Source organism: Corynebacterium sp. LK2510, from assembly GCF_040946405.1.
GTDB lineage: Bacteria > Actinomycetota > Actinomycetes > Mycobacteriales > Mycobacteriaceae > Corynebacterium.
Genome location: NZ_JAYWLR010000008.1, coordinates 49,089 through 66,568 on the forward strand (window position 1 = coordinate 49,089; position 17,480 = coordinate 66,568).

At 66.4% G+C, this 17,480-nt stretch carries 18 protein-coding genes; 12 read left to right on the forward strand and 6 right to left on the reverse strand.

Annotation, left to right across the window (positions count from 1 at the left end; translation table 11 throughout):
* Window positions 1-21: 21 nt before the first annotated feature.
* From era to VVR41_RS06070, 3 genes are read left to right on the forward strand one after another with little or no spacing between them, the layout of a single operon-like run.
* Entirely contained in the window at window positions 22-942 is a 921-nt protein-coding gene (era, locus tag VVR41_RS06060; protein WP_368524008.1) for a GTPase Era, read from the forward strand.
* A gap of 8 nt (window positions 943-950) precedes the next feature.
* Window positions 951-1,670 carry a DNA repair protein RecO gene (recO, locus tag VVR41_RS06065; protein ID WP_368524009.1) on the forward strand — a complete coding sequence of 240 codons (720 nt, stop codon included), beginning with the start codon at window positions 951-953 and terminating at the stop codon, window positions 1,668-1,670.
* A gap of 7 nt (window positions 1,671-1,677) precedes the next feature.
* Window positions 1,678-2,409 (forward strand): isoprenyl transferase, encoded by a 732-nt coding sequence (locus VVR41_RS06070; RefSeq protein WP_368524010.1) that lies wholly within the window; start codon window positions 1,678-1,680, stop codon window positions 2,407-2,409.
* A 24-nt stretch (window positions 2,410-2,433) separates the two neighbouring features.
* Here the strand turns inward: VVR41_RS06070 and VVR41_RS06075 are convergent, their stop codons facing one another.
* Complete coding sequence (locus tag VVR41_RS06075; protein ID WP_321101451.1) at window positions 2,434-2,895, reverse strand: Fur family transcriptional regulator; 462 nt, start codon at window positions 2,893-2,895, stop codon at window positions 2,434-2,436.
* Between the two features lie 66 nt (window positions 2,896-2,961).
* Window positions 2,962-3,396, reverse strand: a complete 435-nt coding sequence (locus VVR41_RS06080) for an ArsR/SmtB family transcription factor (protein ID WP_368524011.1) — start codon at window positions 3,394-3,396, stop codon at window positions 2,962-2,964.
* A gap of 223 nt (window positions 3,397-3,619) precedes the next feature.
* Here VVR41_RS06080 and VVR41_RS06085 point away from each other — a divergent pair, with 223 nt between their 5' ends.
* Genes VVR41_RS06085 through VVR41_RS06095 form a run of 3 tightly spaced genes read left to right on the forward strand, consistent with a single transcriptional unit; the run spans window position 3,620 to window position 5,943 of the window.
* On the forward strand, window positions 3,620-4,999 hold the full coding sequence (locus VVR41_RS06085; RefSeq protein ID WP_368524012.1) for a glycine--tRNA ligase: 1,380 nt from the start codon (window positions 3,620-3,622) through the stop codon (window positions 4,997-4,999).
* Window positions 5,000-5,011: 12 nt separating this feature from the next.
* Window positions 5,012-5,521 (forward strand): hypothetical protein, encoded by a 510-nt coding sequence (locus VVR41_RS06090; protein ID WP_368524013.1) that lies wholly within the window; start codon window positions 5,012-5,014, stop codon window positions 5,519-5,521.
* Between the two features lie 2 nt (window positions 5,522-5,523).
* Window positions 5,524-5,943, forward strand: a complete 420-nt coding sequence (locus VVR41_RS06095) for a hypothetical protein (protein WP_368524014.1) — start codon at window positions 5,524-5,526, stop codon at window positions 5,941-5,943.
* On the opposite strand, the gene VVR41_RS06100 is transcribed toward VVR41_RS06095, so the two are convergent.
* Window positions 5,940-7,958, reverse strand: a complete 2,019-nt coding sequence (locus VVR41_RS06100) for a TPM domain-containing protein (RefSeq protein WP_368524015.1) — start codon at window positions 7,956-7,958, stop codon at window positions 5,940-5,942. The genes VVR41_RS06095 and VVR41_RS06100 overlap by 4 nt on opposite strands.
* A gap of 56 nt (window positions 7,959-8,014) precedes the next feature.
* Between VVR41_RS06100 and VVR41_RS06105 the strand changes: the two genes are divergently transcribed.
* A complete protein-coding gene (locus VVR41_RS06105) occupies window positions 8,015-9,313 on the forward strand; it encodes a deoxyguanosinetriphosphate triphosphohydrolase (RefSeq protein WP_368524016.1) in 1,299 nt (432 codons plus the stop codon).
* A gap of 378 nt (window positions 9,314-9,691) precedes the next feature.
* Here the strand turns inward: VVR41_RS06105 and VVR41_RS06110 are convergent, their stop codons facing one another.
* Window positions 9,692-10,099, reverse strand: a complete 408-nt coding sequence (locus VVR41_RS06110; protein ID WP_409338283.1) for a ribonuclease domain-containing protein — start codon at window positions 10,097-10,099, stop codon at window positions 9,692-9,694.
* A 57-nt stretch (window positions 10,100-10,156) separates the two neighbouring features.
* Between VVR41_RS06110 and dnaG the strand changes: the two genes are divergently transcribed.
* Complete coding sequence (dnaG, locus tag VVR41_RS06115) at window positions 10,157-12,034, forward strand: DNA primase (RefSeq protein WP_368524018.1); 1,878 nt, start codon at window positions 10,157-10,159, stop codon at window positions 12,032-12,034.
* On the opposite strand, the gene VVR41_RS06120 is transcribed toward dnaG, so the two are convergent.
* Window positions 12,031-12,675 carry a hypothetical protein gene (locus tag VVR41_RS06120; protein ID WP_368524019.1) on the reverse strand — a complete coding sequence of 215 codons (645 nt, stop codon included), beginning with the start codon at window positions 12,673-12,675 and terminating at the stop codon, window positions 12,031-12,033. The genes dnaG and VVR41_RS06120 overlap by 4 nt on opposite strands.
* Before the next feature lie 47 nt (window positions 12,676-12,722).
* Here VVR41_RS06120 and VVR41_RS06125 point away from each other — a divergent pair, with 47 nt between their 5' ends.
* Entirely contained in the window at window positions 12,723-13,325 is a 603-nt protein-coding gene (locus VVR41_RS06125) for a MazG nucleotide pyrophosphohydrolase domain-containing protein (protein WP_368524020.1), read from the forward strand.
* Here VVR41_RS06125 and VVR41_RS06130 read toward each other — a convergent pair.
* The gene (locus tag VVR41_RS06130) at window positions 13,322-13,735 is read right to left on the reverse strand and encodes a hypothetical protein (protein WP_368524021.1); all 414 of its coding nucleotides are present in this window, start codon (window positions 13,733-13,735) and stop codon (window positions 13,322-13,324) included. The two genes, VVR41_RS06125 and VVR41_RS06130, sit on opposite strands and share 4 nt — an antisense overlap.
* A gap of 217 nt (window positions 13,736-13,952) precedes the next feature.
* On the opposite strand from VVR41_RS06130, the gene VVR41_RS06135 reads away from it, so the two are divergent.
* The 3 genes from VVR41_RS06135 to VVR41_RS06145 all read left to right on the forward strand — a co-directional run bounded on the left by VVR41_RS06135 (window position 13,953) and on the right by VVR41_RS06145 (window position 17,467).
* A complete protein-coding gene (locus VVR41_RS06135; protein WP_368524022.1) occupies window positions 13,953-14,768 on the forward strand; it encodes a lytic transglycosylase domain-containing protein in 816 nt (271 codons plus the stop codon).
* A gap of 81 nt (window positions 14,769-14,849) precedes the next feature.
* Window positions 14,850-16,127 carry a phosphopyruvate hydratase gene (gene eno, locus VVR41_RS06140; RefSeq protein WP_368524023.1) on the forward strand — a complete coding sequence of 426 codons (1,278 nt, stop codon included), beginning with the start codon at window positions 14,850-14,852 and terminating at the stop codon, window positions 16,125-16,127.
* A gap of 698 nt (window positions 16,128-16,825) precedes the next feature.
* On the forward strand, window positions 16,826-17,467 hold the full coding sequence (locus tag VVR41_RS06145) for a septum formation initiator family protein (RefSeq protein ID WP_368524024.1): 642 nt from the start codon (window positions 16,826-16,828) through the stop codon (window positions 17,465-17,467).
* Window positions 17,468-17,480 lie beyond the last annotated feature (13 nt).

The window sequence follows — 17,480 nt, forward strand, 5'->3', positions numbered from 1 at the left end:
AACCAAGTAAACTGCCTAGTCATGAGCAGCTTCACCGATACTCCGGACGGATTCCGCAGCGGATTCGTCAGCTTCGTTGGCCGGCCCAACACGGGCAAGTCGACACTGACGAACGCGCTGGTCGGGGAGAAGATCGCGATCATGGCCGACCAGCCGGAAACGACGCGCCACCCGATCCGCGGCATCCTCAACACGGAGAACGCGCAGCTGGTCCTCGTCGACACCCCCGGCGTGCACCGCCCGCGCACCCTGCTCGGCGAGCGCCTCAACGACGTGGTCAAAGACACCTTCCAAGACGTCGACCTGATCGGCCTGACGGTGCCCGCTGACGAAAAGATCGGCCCGGGCGACCGCTACATCCTGGAAAAGATCCGCGAGTCGAAGCCGAACACCCCGATCGTGGGCATCGTGACCAAGCTGGACAAGGCATCCAAGGACCAGGTGGGTGAGCGCCTGATCGAGCTGCACGAGATGCTCGGCAGCGACAGCGAGGTCGTGCCGGTCTCCGCCACCGAGCAGATCCAGCTCGACGTGCTCACCCGGGTGCTCACCGACCACCTGCCCGAGGGCCCGCGCTTCTACCCCGAGGGCCACACCACCGACGAGGACATCGAAACCCGCATCTCCGAGCTCATCCGCGAGGAAGCCCTTCGCGGGCTTCGCGACGAACTCCCGCACTCCGTCGCCGTCCAAATCGACGAGATGCACCCCGACCCCGAGCGCCCGGACCGCGTCAAGATCTACGCTGTGATGTACCTCGAGCGCCCCGGGCAGAAGCGCATCATCGAGGGCCCCGGCGGGCGCCGCCTCAGCGGCATTGTCCACCGCGCCCGCCAGCAGATCATCGAGCTCGTCGGCCAGAACGTCTTCCTCGACCTGCGCATCAAGGTGCTGAAGAACTGGCAGCAGGATCCGAAGCACCTCGGCCGGCTCGGGTTCTAGCCCGAGCCATGCCCAGAAAGCCCAGCTTCCGCGACCGGGCCTTCGTCGTGCGCACCTACGACTTCGGCGAGGCCGACCGCGTCGTCGTGCTGCTCACCCGTACCCACGGCCTCGTGCGCGCGGTGGCCAAGGGCGTGCGCAAGTCGCGGTCGCGGTTCGGCTCCCGAATCCAGCCGTTCGTGGACATCGACGTCCAGCTCTACCCGGGCCGCAACCTGGCCACCATCACCCAAGCAGACACCGTCGCCTACTTCGGCGCGGGCATTATCGACGACTACGACCGCTACACCGCGGCCTGCGCGATCATGGAGACAGCAGAAAAGCTCAGCTACTCCGACCTCGCCGACGCAGTGCTTTTCGACGCCACCTCCGACGCGCTCACCCGCCTCCAAGGCAACGACCACCCCACACTCGTCCTCGACGCGTTCATCCTGCGCGCCACCGAGAATTCCGGGTGGGGCCTGTCGCTGTTCGAGTGCGCTAACTGCGGCGCGCCCGGGCCGCATGCGGCCTTCAGTCCGTCGTTAGGCGGGGCCGTGTGTACGACCTGCCGCCCTCCGGGCGCGATGGACGTCGACCCCGAGGTCCTGCACACTATGTGGCTGATCCAGAACGGGCGCGCCACCACCGCCGAGCACGCCGAACGGGTGCACCGCGCTACCACCGCGCACCTGCAGTGGCACGTGGAGTCGGCCGTGCGCAGTCTGAAGATTATGGAGCAGGCATAATAGAGAAATGATCGAGATCAGCCCGGAGTTCATTCCTCGCCACATCGCTCTCGTGATGGACGGCAACGGCCGCTGGGCCGCGCAGCAGGGCCTCAAGCGCACTGAGGGGCACAAGAAGGGCGAGGCGGTCCTGATGGACTGCGTCGACGCGTGCATCGAGATGGGCACCGTCGAGTGGCTTTCGGCTTACGCCTTCTCCACGGAGAACTGGCGTCGCAACGCGGACGAAGTCCGCTTCATCATGGGCTTCTCCCGTGACGTGCTCCACCGCCAGCGCGAGGAGCTGCACGAGAAGAACGTCCGCATCGTGTGGGCGGGCCGGCGCCCCCGCCTGTGGCGCAGCGTGCTGCGCGAGCTGGAAAAGGCCGAGGAGCTCACCCAGGACAACACGGGTCTGACCCTGGCCATGTGCATCAACTACGGTGGCCGCGCCGAGATCGTCGACGGGGTGCGCGACATTGTCAGCGCCGCCCGCAAAGGTGAGATCCGCCCGAACGATATCACCGAGGAGACGTTCAGCCGCTGGCTCTACCGTGCCGACATGCCGGACGTGGATCTCTTCCTGCGCCCGAGCGGGGAGAAACGGACCTCCAACTTCCTGCTGTGGCAGTCCGCCTACGCCGAGATGGTCTACCAAGACAAGCTGTTTCCAGACTTCACCAAGCAGGACATGTTCGATGCCGTGCTCGAGTACGCGCAGCGCGACCGCCGCTTCGGCGGCGCGATCGAGAAGAACTAGCGCGTAAAACTAACCCGAAGAACTCTAACCCGAAGAACTAGAACCCGCGGACGACTCCCTGGCCGCCTGGCACGGCCGGCACACGCCATATACCTCGGCCTCATGCCCGACGAGCTCGTAGCCGAAGCGTTGTGCCACCACCTGGGCCCACTTTTCCACGGGCCCGCCAGGAATTTCCTCGCTGCGGCCGCACTGCGCGCACACGAGGTGGTGGTGGTGATCCTCGGACAGGCAGTGCCGGTACAGGGTCTCACCGTCGGCCTTGTGGAGGACGTCGACGGCGCCTGCCTGGTTTAAGGCTTGCAGTGTGCGGTACACGGTGGTCAAGCCGACCTTGTCGTGTCCGGCTGCGAGCCTTTCGTGGATGTACCGGGCCGAGACGAATTTGTCTACGTCCTGAAGCTCCCGGATGATCGCTTCCCGCTGGCGTGTGTTGCGCACTCCAAGCTTCGGCTGCTTCGGGCGGGTGGGTTTGTTCTCGGACATGGCTAACCAGTGTAGGCGCGAGAACCCCAGATGCGCTTGCTGTCGGTCGGTGCGTCTAGAGAATGCCTAGTCCTGGTGCGGTTTGGGCGTGACGGGGGTCAGGCCCGGATCGAGGGCGGGGCGGCTTCGCTGCGGGGGCTCGATGATGGCGGTGATGCCAGGGCCGGCTCCGGATGGTGCGTGGCTAGCTTCGTATCCGAGCTCGGCGGAGAAGTCGTCGTCAGCAAGGCTCATCAGGTTGGTGAGGATTTCTTCGACCTGGGAGTTGGCGATGGAGTATTCGACCTCGCGGCCGTGACGGGAGGCGGAGACGAGGCGCGCCTGCTTGAGCACGCGGAGGTGCTGACTGATCAGCGGCTGTGACTTCTCGAGCGAGGAGACCAGCTCGTGGACGACGTGTGTTCTGCAGCAGAGCAAAAGCAGGATGCGGAGGCGGAGTGGCGAATCGAGTGCTTTGGCGATACGGGCAACGCGGTGCACATCCACGTCGGGATACTCCATGCTCGAATCTCCTTCCTACGACGTGTCGGCGAGCTGAGTGGTACGCACCATAGCGGCGAACCAGAAGTGCTGACGTTTCAACAGATTATTGACAAGTGTAAGAATTGTACATGAGTTGAACAACCGGCTGGGAGGTAATCGGACGCGTCAGGGGCGACCGGCTACACTGGGCGGGTACGTTTTTTGCTGTTGTAACCCAGTCGTAACTCAGTCAGGAGTAGTTGTGGCCTCCACCATTGATACCGTCGTTAACCTCTGCAAGCGTCGCGGATTGGTGTATCCCGCAGGAGAGATCTACGGCGGAACCCGCTCCGCGTGGGACTACGGCCCGCTGGGGGTGGAGCTGAAGGAGAACATCAAGCGCCAGTGGTGGAAGCACATGGTGCAGTCGCGCCGCGACACCGTCGGCGTGGACACCTCCATCATCCTGCCGCGCCAGGTGTGGGTCGCCTCCGGCCACGTCGATGTCTTCACTGACCCGCTGGTGGAGTCGCTGCACACCCACAAGCGCTACCGCGCTGACCACCTCCTTGAGGCCTACGAGGAGAAGCATGGCCACCCGCCGGTCAACGGCCTGGCTGACATCAACGACCCGGAGACCGGCCAGCCGGGCAAGTGGACCGAGCCGCGTGAGTTCTCGGGCCTGATGAAGACCTACCTCGGCCCGGTCGACGACAAAGAGGGCCTGCACTACATGCGCCCGGAGACCGCGCAGGGCATCTTCGTCAACTTCAAGAACGTGATGACCTCGGCGCGCATGAAGCCCCCGTTCGGCATCGCAAACATGGGCAAGTCCTTCCGCAACGAGATCACCCCGGGCAACTTCATCTTCCGCACCCGCGAGTTTGAGCAGATGGAGATGGAGTTCTTCGTCAAGCCCGGTGAGGACGAGACCTGGCACCAGTACTGGATTGACAACCGCTACCAGTGGTACATCGACCTGGGCATCGACCCGGAGAACCTGCGCCTCTACGAGCACCCGCAGGAGAAGTTGTCGCACTACTCCAAGCGCACCGTCGACATCGAGTACGCCTACAACTTCCAGGGCTCCAAGTGGGGCGAGCTCGAGGGCATTGCCAACCGCACCGACTACGACCTGCGCACCCACGCGGAGGCCTCCGGTGAGGACCTGTCCTACTTCGACCAGGAAGCCAACGAGCGTTGGATCCCGTTCTGCATCGAGCCGGCCGCCGGCCTCGGCCGCGCGCTGATGGCATTTCTTATCGACGCCTACCACGAGGAAGAAGCCCCCAACACCAAGGGCGGCACCGACACCCGCGTGGTGCTGAAGCTGGATCGCCGCCTCGCCCCGGTGAAGGTGGCCGTGCTGCCGCTGTCGAAGAAGCCGGAGCTTTCCGGCCCGGCCGAGGAGCTCGCCGACACGCTGCGCAAGCACTGGAACATCGACTACGACACCTCCGGTGCCATCGGCCGCCGCTACCGCCGCCAGGACGAGATCGGTACCCCGTTCTGCGTCACCTACGACTTCGACTCCCTCGAAGACAACGCGGTGACTGTCCGCGAGCGCGACACGATGGAGCAGGAGCGCGTCAAGATCGACGAGCTGGAGGCCTACCTCGCCGCTCGTCTACTCGGAGCCTAAAGGAGCATCTGCGTGAAGTACGTCAGCTGGGACCGTAGCGACAAGAACAACCTCGCACTACTCGCGGAGGCAGGCCCCGAGATCATCGGGACCTTTACCCACGAGCGCGCCCGCGTTGGCGACGAGGTGTGGGAACTTGTCACCTCGCCGGAGTCCGGCGCTGTCGCGACCCGCGATGGTGTGGAGATCGTGCGCACGCAGGATTCCCTGAAGCGCGCCAAGACCCTCAACGTCAACGTCGAGGGCCGCGGTTACCAGCTGGTCAACGAAGGCGCGAAGAACTGGATCATCGACGATGCCGCCGGTGAGAAGGTTGCCCAGTTCACGCAGGACCACAACGGCGTGCGCCGCGCCATCCTCGAGTTCGAGGGCGAGACGTCCCTGCCGGTTACCGACATCGCCGCCCTCGCCTGGATCTCCCGCGAGGTCCTCGAGGCGAAGAAGATGCTCAACTCGAACGCGTTGATCGCCTTCCTCGTGTTCCTCTCCGTCTTCGTGGTCGTCGTCTTCTTCATGCAGTAGCCATGATCTGGCAGGGCACCTCGCTTATCGACGCCCCCTTCACCGCCGCCTTCGCCAACGGCGAGCTCGTGGTGGGGCAGACGCGGCTGCGCCTGGTGTCCGAGGATCCCACCGACGTGCGCGCCGTCGCCCCCAACGGTGCCGCGTACCGCCTGCACAAGGCGGGCTTGACTGTGGCCCGCTACCTGGCCGATTGCGACGGCCGCGCCTACAGCGCGCGCTGCACTGGCGGAAAGCGCCGCGAGATCACTGACGCCGCAGGGCGCGTCATTGCGCGCACCCGCGGCCGCGCCGACGGCAGCCTCGACCTCGCAGTAAGCGCAGTAAGCGAGGGCGTCGACCCCGTCGACCTCGCCTTTATCACCTGGGGGTTGACCTACGTGGACACCCCGACGCGGCGCACCCGGCGCATCCGGCGCTAGAACATCCCGCCGCGGGCAGACGGGCCTCCGCCGGAGAAGCCGCCGCCACCGCCGCCACCGAAGCCGCCACCGCCGCCTCCCCCGAAGCCCCCGGAGAGGATGGAGCCCCAGATCACCGCGTTGGCGATGTTGCCGGCCGTGGACTGGGCCTGGCTCTGTCGGTAGCGGCTGATGTCGTCGTTGGCAGCGCCGGCGGCGCGGCGGGCCGTCTCCGCTGACTCGCGTGCGAACGCGATCGCGTTGCGGGTGTCCTTGGTGCGGCGGTTGCGTGCCTCGTTGAATTGGCGTTTGGCGTCGGCCAGCAGTGTGCGGGCACGTGACCCGATGATGCGGCCGCGGGAGTTAATCAGGTCCTCGGCGCTTTGGATCTGGGCGGCGGAGGCGCGCAGCTGCTGGTCAAGCACCTGGAGCTGGCGGTTCTGGTCCGTGGCGGCGCCGCGGGCGCGGTCGATCTCGGCGTCGATGCGCGAATCCAGATCCGTCAGCTCGGTGTAGAGCGACAGCGGGTCGGTCTCGGCGCGGTCTCCCATGGCATCGAGACGGCGGCGCGCCTCGGCAGAGACAGCATCGAGCGCCGCGACGTCGACGTTCGCGCCCTGAGTGCGCGCTGCCTTGAGCTGCTCGATCTCGCGCAGCTCATCCTCGATCTCTCGGACCAGGGCAGGGAGGTTGGCCTGGGCGGAGCGGATGTTGTCCTCGGCGTGCTCGATGGCGGTGAGGTTCGTATCGGAGACCTCCACCGCGTGGGAGGCGGTGGCGAGGAGGTCGACCAGTGCGCCCTGGCGCCCGGCCGGCTTCGCGGCGACCTCGCGTGCCTCGCCGAGCATGCGCTCCGCTTCGTCGAGTGAGGCACGGGCGACGTCGACATTGTCCTCGAGGGAGGTGAGGAAGCTTTCGGAGTGGCGGGTGCGGAGGGCGTCGAGAAGCGATGCGGCCGGCTCGAGGCGGGTGCGGATATCAATCGTGCGCTGGGTGATCTTCTCGATTTCCTTTTCGGAGTTGATCAGCACACCGCGCATGTCGTTGAACTCCGCGCTGCGTTCCTGCAGGGCCTTGTTGGCCTGGCCGCAGGTGGTGATGATGTCGATGAGCATGGCGCGCTTTTCCGGCTCGGTCTCCGGGATTGCGTCGTAAAGCTTCTGGTGCGTGGCGAACGCGCGCTGCAGGGTTGAGGCGGCGCTGTTCATCGCGGAGGTAAATGGGCGCACGCGCTCCGGGCCGAACTCGGATGTGGCGAGGTCGAGCTCTTCCTTGCCCTGGCGGATCGACTCGTCCGAGGTAACCAGCGCATCGCGGGCGAGCTCCTCGAGCGTCGGCGTGGGCAGATTGCCCAGCGCGTTCGCGTCCGCCGGGTCGAGCGCTTTCGCGGAGGCGAGCTGCTTGGCGTGGGTCTTTTTGGAGCTGCGGCGCGTTGCGGCCCACATGCCGCCGCCGGCGAGCGCGATCAGGCCGACGCCGCCCGCGGCCCAGCCGAGGTCAGAACCGGAACTGGAACCGGAGCCGGATCCGCCCGAACCGCTTGCCGCTTCAGCTGCCGCGATGCCGGCACCCGCCCAGTCCTTCTGGGTGAGGCGCTCGTAGGCGGCGTCATACATGCGGTCCACATCCGACTGGGACCACATCTCACCGCCCTGGACGTAGAAGGAGCGCTCATCTGGCGAGATAGCGATGACCGCCACGTTCGACCCCGACGCGTCGACGGCGCGCTGCACCCACTGCTCGGGTGACATCGCGCCGAAGGAGTCGAGGTAGACCACCCGCACCGCGCGCTGGTGCTCGGTGGCGACGCGCTGGATCGCCTGCTCGACGCGCTCCAGCTCGGCGGGGGAGAGCACGCCCGCCTGGTCGGTCACGGGGTTGACCAGCCTGCCGGGCGCGGTGGCCTGGGCCTGGGCGAGCTGTGTGGTGTGCACGGACGGCGCCAGCGCGAGTGCGGCCGGCGCACCCGCCAACGCGAGCGTGCCACCGGCGAGGACGGGAGCGGCGACCAAGATGCGGAAGGAGCGCTTTTTCATGCCCACTACGGTAGTCGCTTCCCGGACATGACCGCTTGGCCATCTACGCTGGGTGCGTGTTCAACTATTCCACCTTCGACACCGAGCGCCGCGCGACCGAGGGGCCGAAGGGATCGCAGATCGTCGACGGCTTTCAGGAGCGCGGCGCCTTCTCCCGCGACCGCGCCCGCGTGCTCCACTCCGCCGCCCTGCGTCGCCTTGCCGACAAGACCCAGGTCGTCGGCCCGCGCGACGGCGACACCCCGCGCACGCGCCTGACGCACAGCCTCGAGGTGGCGCAGATCTCGCGAGGCATCGGCGAAGCTCTCGGGCTTAACTCCGACCTGTGCGAGATGGCCGGGCTCACCCACGACATCGGCCACCCGCCCTACGGTCACAACGGCGAGGTCGCCCTCAACGAGGTCGCCCCCGGCGGGTTCGAGGGCAACGCGCAGACACTTCGCATCCTGACCCGCCTGGAGCCGAAGATGCTCGTCGGCGAGACGTCCTACGGCCTCAACCTCACCCGCGCCGCCCTCGACGCCGCCTGCAAGTACCCGCTGACCCGCACGAACCCGGACGGCTCCGCCAACCGCAAGTACGGCGCCTACGACGAGGACGCCGACATCCTCGCCTGGTTGCGCCAGGGCCACGTCGATGCCGCCCCGCCGATGGAGGCGCAGGTCATGGACTGCTCCGACGACATCGCCTACTCCGTGCATGACGTCGAAGACGGCATCGTCTCCGGCCGCATCACGCTCAAGGTTCTGTGGGACTTCGTCGAGCTCGCCGCCCTCGCGGAGAAGGGTGCGAAAGCCTTCGGTGGCACCGCCGACGAGCTTATCGACGCCGCCGATCGCCTCCGCGCCCTCGACTCCATCGCCGCCGCCGGCGACTTCGACTACACCCTGTCCTCCTGGGCCGGCCTCAAGCAGCTCACCTCCGAGCTCGTCGGCCGCTACGTCGGCGCCGTCGCCACCGCCACCCTCGCCCACGAGGGCAACTCGCCCGAGGCATTGCTTAACGACGCCAACCCCACCGGCGCCCTCGGCCGCCAATTCGGCAGCCTCGTCATCCCACCCGAGGCCGCAGCCGAGGTCCGCCTACTCAAGACCGTTGCCGTCCTCTACATCATGGACATGCCCGCCCACCTGCGCCGCCAGGATCGCCAGCGCGACCGTATCTACCGCGTCCACAGCTACATGCGCGCCGGCGCCCCGGGCACCCTCGACACCATGTACCAGCAGTGGTGGGCCATGGCGCAGACCGACGCCGAGCGCGAGCGCGTCATCGTGGACCAGATCGCTTCGATGACCGAGTCGCGCCTCGAGCGCGCCGCCAAGAAGGCCGCGGGCGTTGCGGGGTTCATGGCGTAGATGCCCATTTTTGGTCCGGCGTCGGCGCGTTACGGCCGACATCGGCGGGCCCCTCGGGAATAACGAGCATGTAGGGCGTTTTTCGCCCCGAAACCCGCGTAAAACCGCCTAGGTGCTCGTTCGGTCCCACGCGTCACACGCGCCCCCGCTGGGCCGCTCAGAAATAACGAGCATCTAGCCTGTTTTCGGCCCCGAAACCCCGGCAAGACCGCCTAAATGCTCGTCCCGTCCCACGCGTCACAGGCCCTCCCGCTGGGTCCCTCGGGAATAACGAGCATGTAGGGTATTTTCGGCCCCGAAACCGGCGCGAAACCGCCTAGGTGCTCGTCCCGTCCCACGCGTCACAGGCCCTCCACACCCCAACGCACCCCGAACCCCCTAAACCCCCGGCACCTCGCAGAAGGTCTCGTAATGGTCGCCGGTGTAGTACCAGTCGTCGACGACCCCGTCCGCACCGCCGCCGGTGACGATGCGCCGCTCCCCGCGGTGCCCGAGCCCCGGCGTGTCGACGGTGTACTCGCGGTAGTACCCGAGTTCCTCTTCGGGCAGGACGTTTTCGTAGTTGCCGAAGCGGGTGTCGTCGTAGCCTGGGTGCTCGTAGGGGCCGCCGCGTTTGACGTCTTCGATGGTCTCGTGGGCTTCGGCGGGGATGGAGTCGCATGCTTCGATGCCGTTGGGGCCGCCTTCGACGAGGGCGCGTCCGCCGAACATGGTCCCGGACAGGGCGATGAGTCCGATGAGCAGGACGCCTAGGTAGCGGTTGTTCAGGCCCTTCGACTTGTGCATGGCCAGCATTTTCGCACATTGGCGACGGGGTTCCTATGCGGGGCTAGTATGTAGGCCATGGCAAGGGGCAGAATTCCGGATAGTGACATTCAGGCTATCCGCGAGCGCGCGCCGATCGACGAGATTGTCGGCGAGTACGTGCAGCTCAAGCCTGCGGGGCATGATTCGCTTAAAGGGCTGAGTCCGTTCAAGGACGAGAAGACGCCGTCCTTCCACGTGCGCCCGGCCCGGGGCTATTACCACTGTTTCTCCACGGGTAAGGGCGGAGACGTGTTCTCCTTCCTGATGGAGATGGAGCAGCTGTCGTTTCCGGAGGCTGTGGAGGCGGTGGCGGAGCACATTGGCTACCACATCAATTACCAGGGCGGATCCACAGGCGCGCGTGATGTGAAGCCCGGCACCCGCGCTCGCCTGCTCGCCGCGAACAAGGCGGCGCACGAGTTCTACCGTGAGCAGTTGGAGTCGCCGGATGCGGAGACGGCGCGCAATTTCTTGCTGGACCGCGGCTTCGACAAGGACACGATCCACCACTTTGAGTGCGGGTACGCCCCGGACGGCTGGGATACGTTGACGAAGTTCCTGCTGCGCAAGGGCTTTGACGCGAAGGAGCTGCAGGACGCGGGTCTGAGCAGCATGGGTCGGCGCGGGCCGATCGATAAGTTCCGCCGTCGTTTGTTGTGGCCGATCAAGGATGTCGCGGGCAACGTGATCGGGTTTGGCGCGCGCAAGCTTTTCGACGACGACCCGATGGGCAAGTACATGAATACCCAGGACACGATGCTCTATCACAAGAGCAAGGTCCTGTTCGGCCTGGATTTGGCTAAGAAGCACATCGCGGAGGGCCATCAGGCGGTGATCGTGGAGGGCTACACGGATGTCATGGCGATGCACGCGGCCGGGGTGAAGACGGCCGTGGCCGCCTGCGGCACCGCGTTCGGCCCGGACCACATGGCGATTATCCGCCGCCTCATGCTTGACGACGACTACTTCCGCGGCGAGCTGATCTACACCTTCGACGGTGATGAGGCGGGCCAGAAGGCGGCGATGCGCGCGTTCGAGGGCGACCAGGCGTTTACGGGGCAATCGTTCGTCTCAGTGGCACCGGAGGGCATGGACCCGTGCGATCTGCGCCAGGAGAAGGGCGACGCGGCGGTGCGAGATCTGGTGGCTAGCCGGGTGCCGATGTTCGAGTTTGTCATCGAGTCGCTGCTCAAGAATTACAGCCTCGATACGGCGGAGGGGCGTTTGCAAGCTTTGCGACGCACCGTCCCCGTCGTCGCCGGCATCTCCGACCGCGTTTTGCAGGCGGAGTACGCGCGTCGATTAGCGGGCTGGGTCGGCTGGCCAAACCCGGACGAGGTGTTGCAGCAGGTGCGCGCGGAGGCGAAGCGCCCGGCGCAGAAGAAGCGGGTGATGAGAAGAGCGCAGCAGCCCGAGGCGGTGGCGGCGCCGTCGTTCGAGGTGCCGAACCCGAACGACCAGATCCTGTGGCCGCAGCGCGAGTCGCTCAAGATCGCCCTGCAGTACCCGGAGATCGCGGGGATGTACTTCGAGGGCATCCACCCGGACGCGTTCACGCACCCGGCGTACCGGCAGGTGCGCGACGCGATCGCGGCCGCAGGCGGCGTGACCAACGCGAACCCGAGCTGGCTGCCGGTGGTCACGGACGCGATGACGAGTAATGCGGGACGCAACTTCGTCTCCGAGCTGGCGGTGGAGGACGTCCACGCCGACAACCTGACCGCCTACGCGGATTCGGTGCTGTCCAGGCTGCAGGAGATGCGCGTGGGCGACCAGATCGCGCAGCTGAAGGCTCAGCTGCAGCGCATGCGGCCCTCGGAAGATGAGGAGTCGTATAACGCGCTGTTTTCGGATCTGGTCGCCCTCGAACAGGCGCGCCGGGAGCTTAACCGGCGCGCATTCGGCAACTCTTAAGCCTTATCGGCGGTGAACTTCCGCATGGCCCACTCGACGGCGTCGAGAGGCAGCTCCTTGTCGAAGGTGTCGCGGGCTTCGCGCAGGCGCGAGAGGTACTCGGCGTAGTCGGCCTCGGACCAGTCAGCGTCTTTGTCCAGGCCGGCGATGGCGGCGCGGTTAGAGCAGATGATGGCGGGGGAGTCGTCCTCAGCCGACTGCGGCCCGGCGAGGAAGTAGGCCACGAGCGAGGCGTACTTCGGGGCGAGACCCGTCGCGGTCAGCGCGGCGTACTGCTCGGCGGGGGACTTGCCGGAAAGTCCGCGGATGGCCTGGATGAGTTGGGTGGCCTTGCCCTTGTTGCGCAGGAACTGCTGCAGGGTGAGCACGGCGGGGGACTGGCCGGCGCCGTAGGCGAAGGCGGCACCGAGGAAGTCGATGATCTGGTCGCGGTTGTACTCGGAGCGGGCGACGTCCTCGGCGAAGAGGAAGACCTCGGCGCGCGTCAGGGTGGCGGAGATGTCGTCGCGGAACGGCGGGACGCGGCGCAGGTGGTGGGGCCAGCCGGTCTTCCAGCGGCGCGGGGAGAACGTCGAGGAGTCGTTCATGACGTCCTCGGAGGTCGGGGTGACGGCTTTGAGTGCGTCGAGGATCTGATTCATGCGCTCCATTGTGGCAGACAAATTGTGCGCCAATAGGATGGGGCACCATGACCATCCTTGTTCTCGACTCCCGTTGGCCCGACATGATCCCGCTGGGTATCGCGTCGCGCATCCGAGGCCCGGTCGAGTTCACCGCGGAGGTGCCGGTGTCGGTGCGCTGGGCGCTGGCGGACACAGCACCTGAGAGCGGGCCGGGCTGGCTGGTGACCACGGATCCGCAGTCCCCCGAGGTGCGCTCTCGCGCCGCGGACGAGGAAGTGCTCACGGTGCCGAGTCTTTCCGACCCCGTCCACCAGGCCGTGGAGACGATGCGTCGCGCACGCGCACGCGGCGAGTGGGAGCGCGCGATGACGCACGAGTCGCTGCTGCCGTACCTCGAGGAGGAGGCCGGTGAGTTCGCCGAGGCGGTGCGCCAGGGGCTCGGGGATAAAGAGATGCACGCCGAGCTTAGCGACGTCCTCCTGCAAGTGATCTTCCACGCCGAGCTTGCCCGGGAACGTGGGGCGTTCGACTTCGCCGACGTCGCCCAGGCGTTCACGGACAAAATGAAATCCCGCGCGCCGTACCTGTTTGACGGCAGCGCGGGAATCGTGGGGGTTGAGGAGCAGGAGCGCCTGTGGGCTGAGGGGAAGCGTCGAGAAGCGCGTTAGCGTGCGATCGCGGGCAAAAGGTCGCGCAGCTGCGGCAGGCCGGCCTGGGAGGACATCTGGGAGGCGAAGTCGATCGCCTGGGTGATCGGGGTGACCGGGTCCGGCTTGACCACGCCGCACTCGAGCGCGCGGTCGCCGGCGGCGTTGATGGTGCCGGCGGCGACGAGGCGGAGGGAAGCGTCCTCGCCGACGGCCTTGTTCAGGCTGGTGACGAGCTCGGAGCGGGTGGTGGAGTCATTGACAAAGCCCGTGGTACGCAGCGCGGTGCCGAGCACGTTGCAGTCTGCGGTGGCGACGTTGCCGTTGACGACCTTGAGCAGCTCAAAGTAGTTGGCCTGGGCCTGGGCGGGGGAGGCGATGGCGGCGGAGGCGATGAAGCCTGCGGCGACGGTGGCGGCGATGCGGCGCATGGGAAGACATCCTTTGCATGGGGAAGTAGTTGACGGATGCATACGATACCGCATCAGTGGGACGGATGTGGCTGAAGTGACGTATGGGGACAGTTTTTGAACCGCGCGATCAAGGCGCTGCGGGTGAACCACCCGTCGCTGGGTCTGGCGGAGGCGAAGGGGATCGTCGACAAGCTGTGACTTTGTCGTGCGCGATCGGCCGGTAGGATATGCCCCCATGACCTCACCCCGGCCCAGACGCAGCCCCCTCGCCGCGGGCTGTGGCTGCGCGGGAATCGTCGGCGTTGTCGCGGCCATCGTCCTCATCATTTCGCTGACCGGGTGGCTGTTCTCCATCTTCCAGTCGCCCGTGCCCGGCCCCTCGCGCCAGCCGGTGCCCACGGGTCTTCCGCCGGCCGCCGCGCAGGCCCCGCCGCTTATCGACGTCCACGCGCCCGGCCGCACCGCCAACAACCTCGCCGAGTGGGCCGCGCCAATCGCGGAGCAGACCGGCATCGACCCGCAGGCCGTGCGCGCCTACGGCAACGCGGCACTCATCGCCGCCGAGTCCTGGCCCGCCTGCAACCTGGCGTGGAACACGCTCGCCGGCATCGGTTGGGTGGAAACGCGCCACGGCACCTACTCGGGCCGCACCTTTGACCCCGCGCGGCTGGACGACAACGGCTTCGCCACCCCGCCGATCATCGGTCCTGCCCTCGACGGCTCCGGAAGCTTCGCCCGGATCACCGACACCGACGGCGGCGCCCTCGATGAGGACACAGAGTTCGACCGCGCCGTCGGGCCGATGCAGTTCATTCCCAGCTCGTGGCGGATCTTCGGCCGCGACGCCGACGGCGACGGCCGCGCGAACCCGCAGCAGATCGACGACGCTGCCTTAAGCGCGGCGAACCTCCTGTGCGCGAACGGGCGTGACCTCTCCACCGAACAGGGGTGGCGCGAAGCGGTGCTGTCCTACAACCGCTCCAACGACTACGTGGTCAGTGTGCGCGACGCTGCCGCGAACTATGCGCTGAACCAGTCGGCCCACCGATAAACCCACCCACGCGCGGCCTTTCTGGAACAATGGGGCGCTGGAAACACCTCCAGAATCTCCCCAGTTTAAGGAGCTTGGCCAGTGGCTGACATCATTCACGTTTTTGCCCGCGAGATCATGGACTCCCGCGGTAACCCGACCGTCGAAGCCGAGGTCTTCCTCGACGACGGCTCCCACGGTACGGCCGGTGTCCCCTCCGGCGCGTCCACGGGTGAGCACGAGGCGCACGAGCTTCGCGACGGCGACGAGCGATACTCCGGCAAAGGCGTGCAGCAGGCAGTGGACAACGTCAACGAGGAGATCGCCGACGCCCTGATCGGCATCGAGGCCGACGACCAGCGCCTCATCGACCAAGCGATGATCGAGCTCGACGGCACGGAGAACAAGTCCCGCCTGGGCGCCAACGCCATCCTCGGCGTCTCCATGGCCGTGGCCCGCGCCGCCGCCCAGGCCTCTGACCTGCCGCTGTACCGCTACGTCGGTGGCCCGAACGCCCACATCCTGCCGGTGCCGATGATGAACATCCTCAACGGTGGCGCCCACGCCGACTCCGGAGTTGACGTCCAGGAGTTCATGATCGCCCCGATCGGCGCCGAGACCTTCGCCGAGGCGCTGCGCACCGGCGCCGAGGTCTACCACGCGCTCAAGTCCGTGATCAAGGAGAAGGGCCTGTCCACCGGCCTCGGCGACGAGGGCGGCTTCGCCCCGTCCGTCGGCTCCACCAAGGAGGCTCTCGACCTCATCGTCGAGGCTGTGGAGAAGTCCGGCTACACCCTCGGCGAGGACGTCGCGCTCGCGCTCGACGTTGCTTCCTCCGAGTTCTTCGTAGACGGCGTGTACAAGTTCGAGGGCGGCGAGCACTCCGCCGAGGAGATGATCCAGGTCTACGCCGACCTGGTCGAGCAGTACCCGATCGTCTCCATCGAGGACCCCCTCGACGAGAACGACTGGGAGGGCTACACCACCTTGACCGCCAAGATCGGCGACAAGGTCCAGCTCGTCGGCGACGACTTCTTCGTCACCAACCCGAAGCGCCTCGCCGAGGGCATTGAGAAGAAGGCCGCCAACGCGCTTTTGGTCAAGGTCAACCAGATCGGCACCCTGTCCGAGACCTTCGATGCCGTCGACCTCGCGCACCGCAACGGCTACCGCACCATGATGTCGCACCGCTCCGGCGAGACCGAGGACACCACCATCGCCGACCTCGCTGTCGCCCTCGGCTGCGGCCAGATCAAGACCGGTGCACCGGCCCGCTCCGAGCGCGTGGCCAAGTACAACCGTCTGCTGCGCATTGAGCAGGAGCTTGGCGACGCCGCCGTCTACGCCGGCCGCTCCGCCTTCCCGCGCTTCGGCAAGTAAGGCAAAGGACAAGCATCGACGCCCGCGGGGACTGGTACAGATATTGCACCGGCCTCCGCGGGTGTTTTTCGTCTACGCCCAGGTTCTCGAAAGCACGGAACCGGAGGCCGGTATCCGAGCAAGCTGGAACAATTCACAGACGGATTGCACTTCACCCCATCGTGCTTTAGCCGTCCGGTTCAAGCAGTGGACATGCTTGCCTATGTGTATAGACGTGTTGAGATCACTCAATTTGGTGATCCGCGGGCGGCGAAAGCCATGAATGGCATGTGGAAAATGATTCGCCCCATGTGGCGCGCCGGTAGTCATCGAACGTGGTGAAAAGCACGTCACCCCTCGCTCGGGGCGAGGGGTGCGGCGGGTGGGGTTCGTCTGTTAGACGAGATCCTACGATTCAATGATATGTGAAATGGACGTGTGCGTAAACCCTCAAGCGGCAGCGTCAGTGCACCGGGATTCCCGCGCCAGCAAGGGGTGTGAAGACTTGGCTGGGTGAGGTCAGACAAAGAGGGATACCAAATACGTCCTCGCCAACGATTCTGAGCGAATTGAACCGTTAGGCGGCGACCACCAGTCGGAGCGTTTGCACTTCGGGCTTGTTGGACGCGAAAGACTTCTCCTCGGGCTGATTGAAAGGTAGGAGAGGCGGAGCGTGGTGCGCTCTCACGTCCTTGGGAACCGCTAGACTCCACATCACTATGACCTCACGCGCCACAGACTCGCAGCCCAGCCGCCGCCCCCGCCGCAAGGCGAGGGAGGTCCCGGTTGCGTCGCGTGACCGCGCCCGCGCCGAGGCGAAGAAGCGCAAGCGGCAGCTGCCGTTCCAAGGCGACATTGTCAGTCTGGCCATCCTCATTTCGGTCCTGCTGATCGTGCTCACCGCCGTGGCCGTGCCCCTGCGCAACTACTACGAGGGCCGCAGTGAGATCGCCCGACTCAACGCCTCCATCGCGGCGTTGGAATCGCGCAAAGATGGCCTCGAACGCGACGTGGAGAAGTACTCGAGCGAGGAGTACACCAGGCAAGAGGCGCGCCGCCGGCTCGGGCTTATGGAGACCGGCGAGACCGCGTGGCGCATCATCGACCCGCGCATGACCCACGCGCCGGCGATCACCACCGACGAAGCCCCCGACACCCGCCCGTGGCCGCAGGTGATGATCGACAGCCTCCGCGAGCTTCCTGAGGAGGAGACCAGCGAGGAGGTCCCGGTCCCGCCGACGCCGGTCGAGGAGCCACCGCTTATCGACGCCCCACCGGCCGACGCCCCAGTCGAGGCTCCAGCAGACGCTCCGGTCGAGGCGCCCGCGGAACAACCTGTGGCCGACTTGCCCCAGCAGTAGAAAAACCGGCCAC

Excerpts from the sequence above, each read along its gene's own strand:
- era (WP_368524008.1), top strand. The coding sequence starts at position 22 with ATGAGCAGCTTCACCGATACTCCGGACGGATTCCGCAGCGGATTCGTC.
- recO (WP_368524009.1), top strand. The coding sequence starts at position 951 with ATGCCCAGAAAGCCCAGCTTCCGCGACCGGGCCTTCGTCGTGCGCACC.
- VVR41_RS06070 (WP_368524010.1), top strand. The coding sequence starts at position 1,678 with ATGATCGAGATCAGCCCGGAGTTCATTCCTCGCCACATCGCTCTCGTG.
- VVR41_RS06075 (WP_321101451.1), bottom strand. The coding sequence starts at position 2,895 with ATGTCCGAGAACAAACCCACCCGCCCGAAGCAGCCGAAGCTTGGAGTG.
- VVR41_RS06080 (WP_368524011.1), bottom strand. The coding sequence starts at position 3,396 with ATGGAGTATCCCGACGTGGATGTGCACCGCGTTGCCCGTATCGCCAAA.
- VVR41_RS06095 (WP_368524014.1), top strand. The coding sequence starts at position 5,524 with ATGATCTGGCAGGGCACCTCGCTTATCGACGCCCCCTTCACCGCCGCC.
- VVR41_RS06100 (WP_368524015.1), bottom strand. The coding sequence starts at position 7,958 with ATGAAAAAGCGCTCCTTCCGCATCTTGGTCGCCGCTCCCGTCCTCGCC.
- VVR41_RS06110 (WP_409338283.1), bottom strand. The coding sequence starts at position 10,099 with ATGCACAAGTCGAAGGGCCTGAACAACCGCTACCTAGGCGTCCTGCTC.
- dnaG (WP_368524018.1), top strand. The coding sequence starts at position 10,157 with ATGGCAAGGGGCAGAATTCCGGATAGTGACATTCAGGCTATCCGCGAG.
- VVR41_RS06120 (WP_368524019.1), bottom strand. The coding sequence starts at position 12,675 with ATGAATCAGATCCTCGACGCACTCAAAGCCGTCACCCCGACCTCCGAG.
- VVR41_RS06125 (WP_368524020.1), top strand. The coding sequence starts at position 12,723 with ATGACCATCCTTGTTCTCGACTCCCGTTGGCCCGACATGATCCCGCTG.
- VVR41_RS06130 (WP_368524021.1), bottom strand. The coding sequence starts at position 13,735 with ATGCGCCGCATCGCCGCCACCGTCGCCGCAGGCTTCATCGCCTCCGCC.
- VVR41_RS06135 (WP_368524022.1), top strand. The coding sequence starts at position 13,953 with ATGACCTCACCCCGGCCCAGACGCAGCCCCCTCGCCGCGGGCTGTGGC.
- VVR41_RS06145 (WP_368524024.1), top strand. The coding sequence starts at position 16,826 with ATGACCTCACGCGCCACAGACTCGCAGCCCAGCCGCCGCCCCCGCCGC.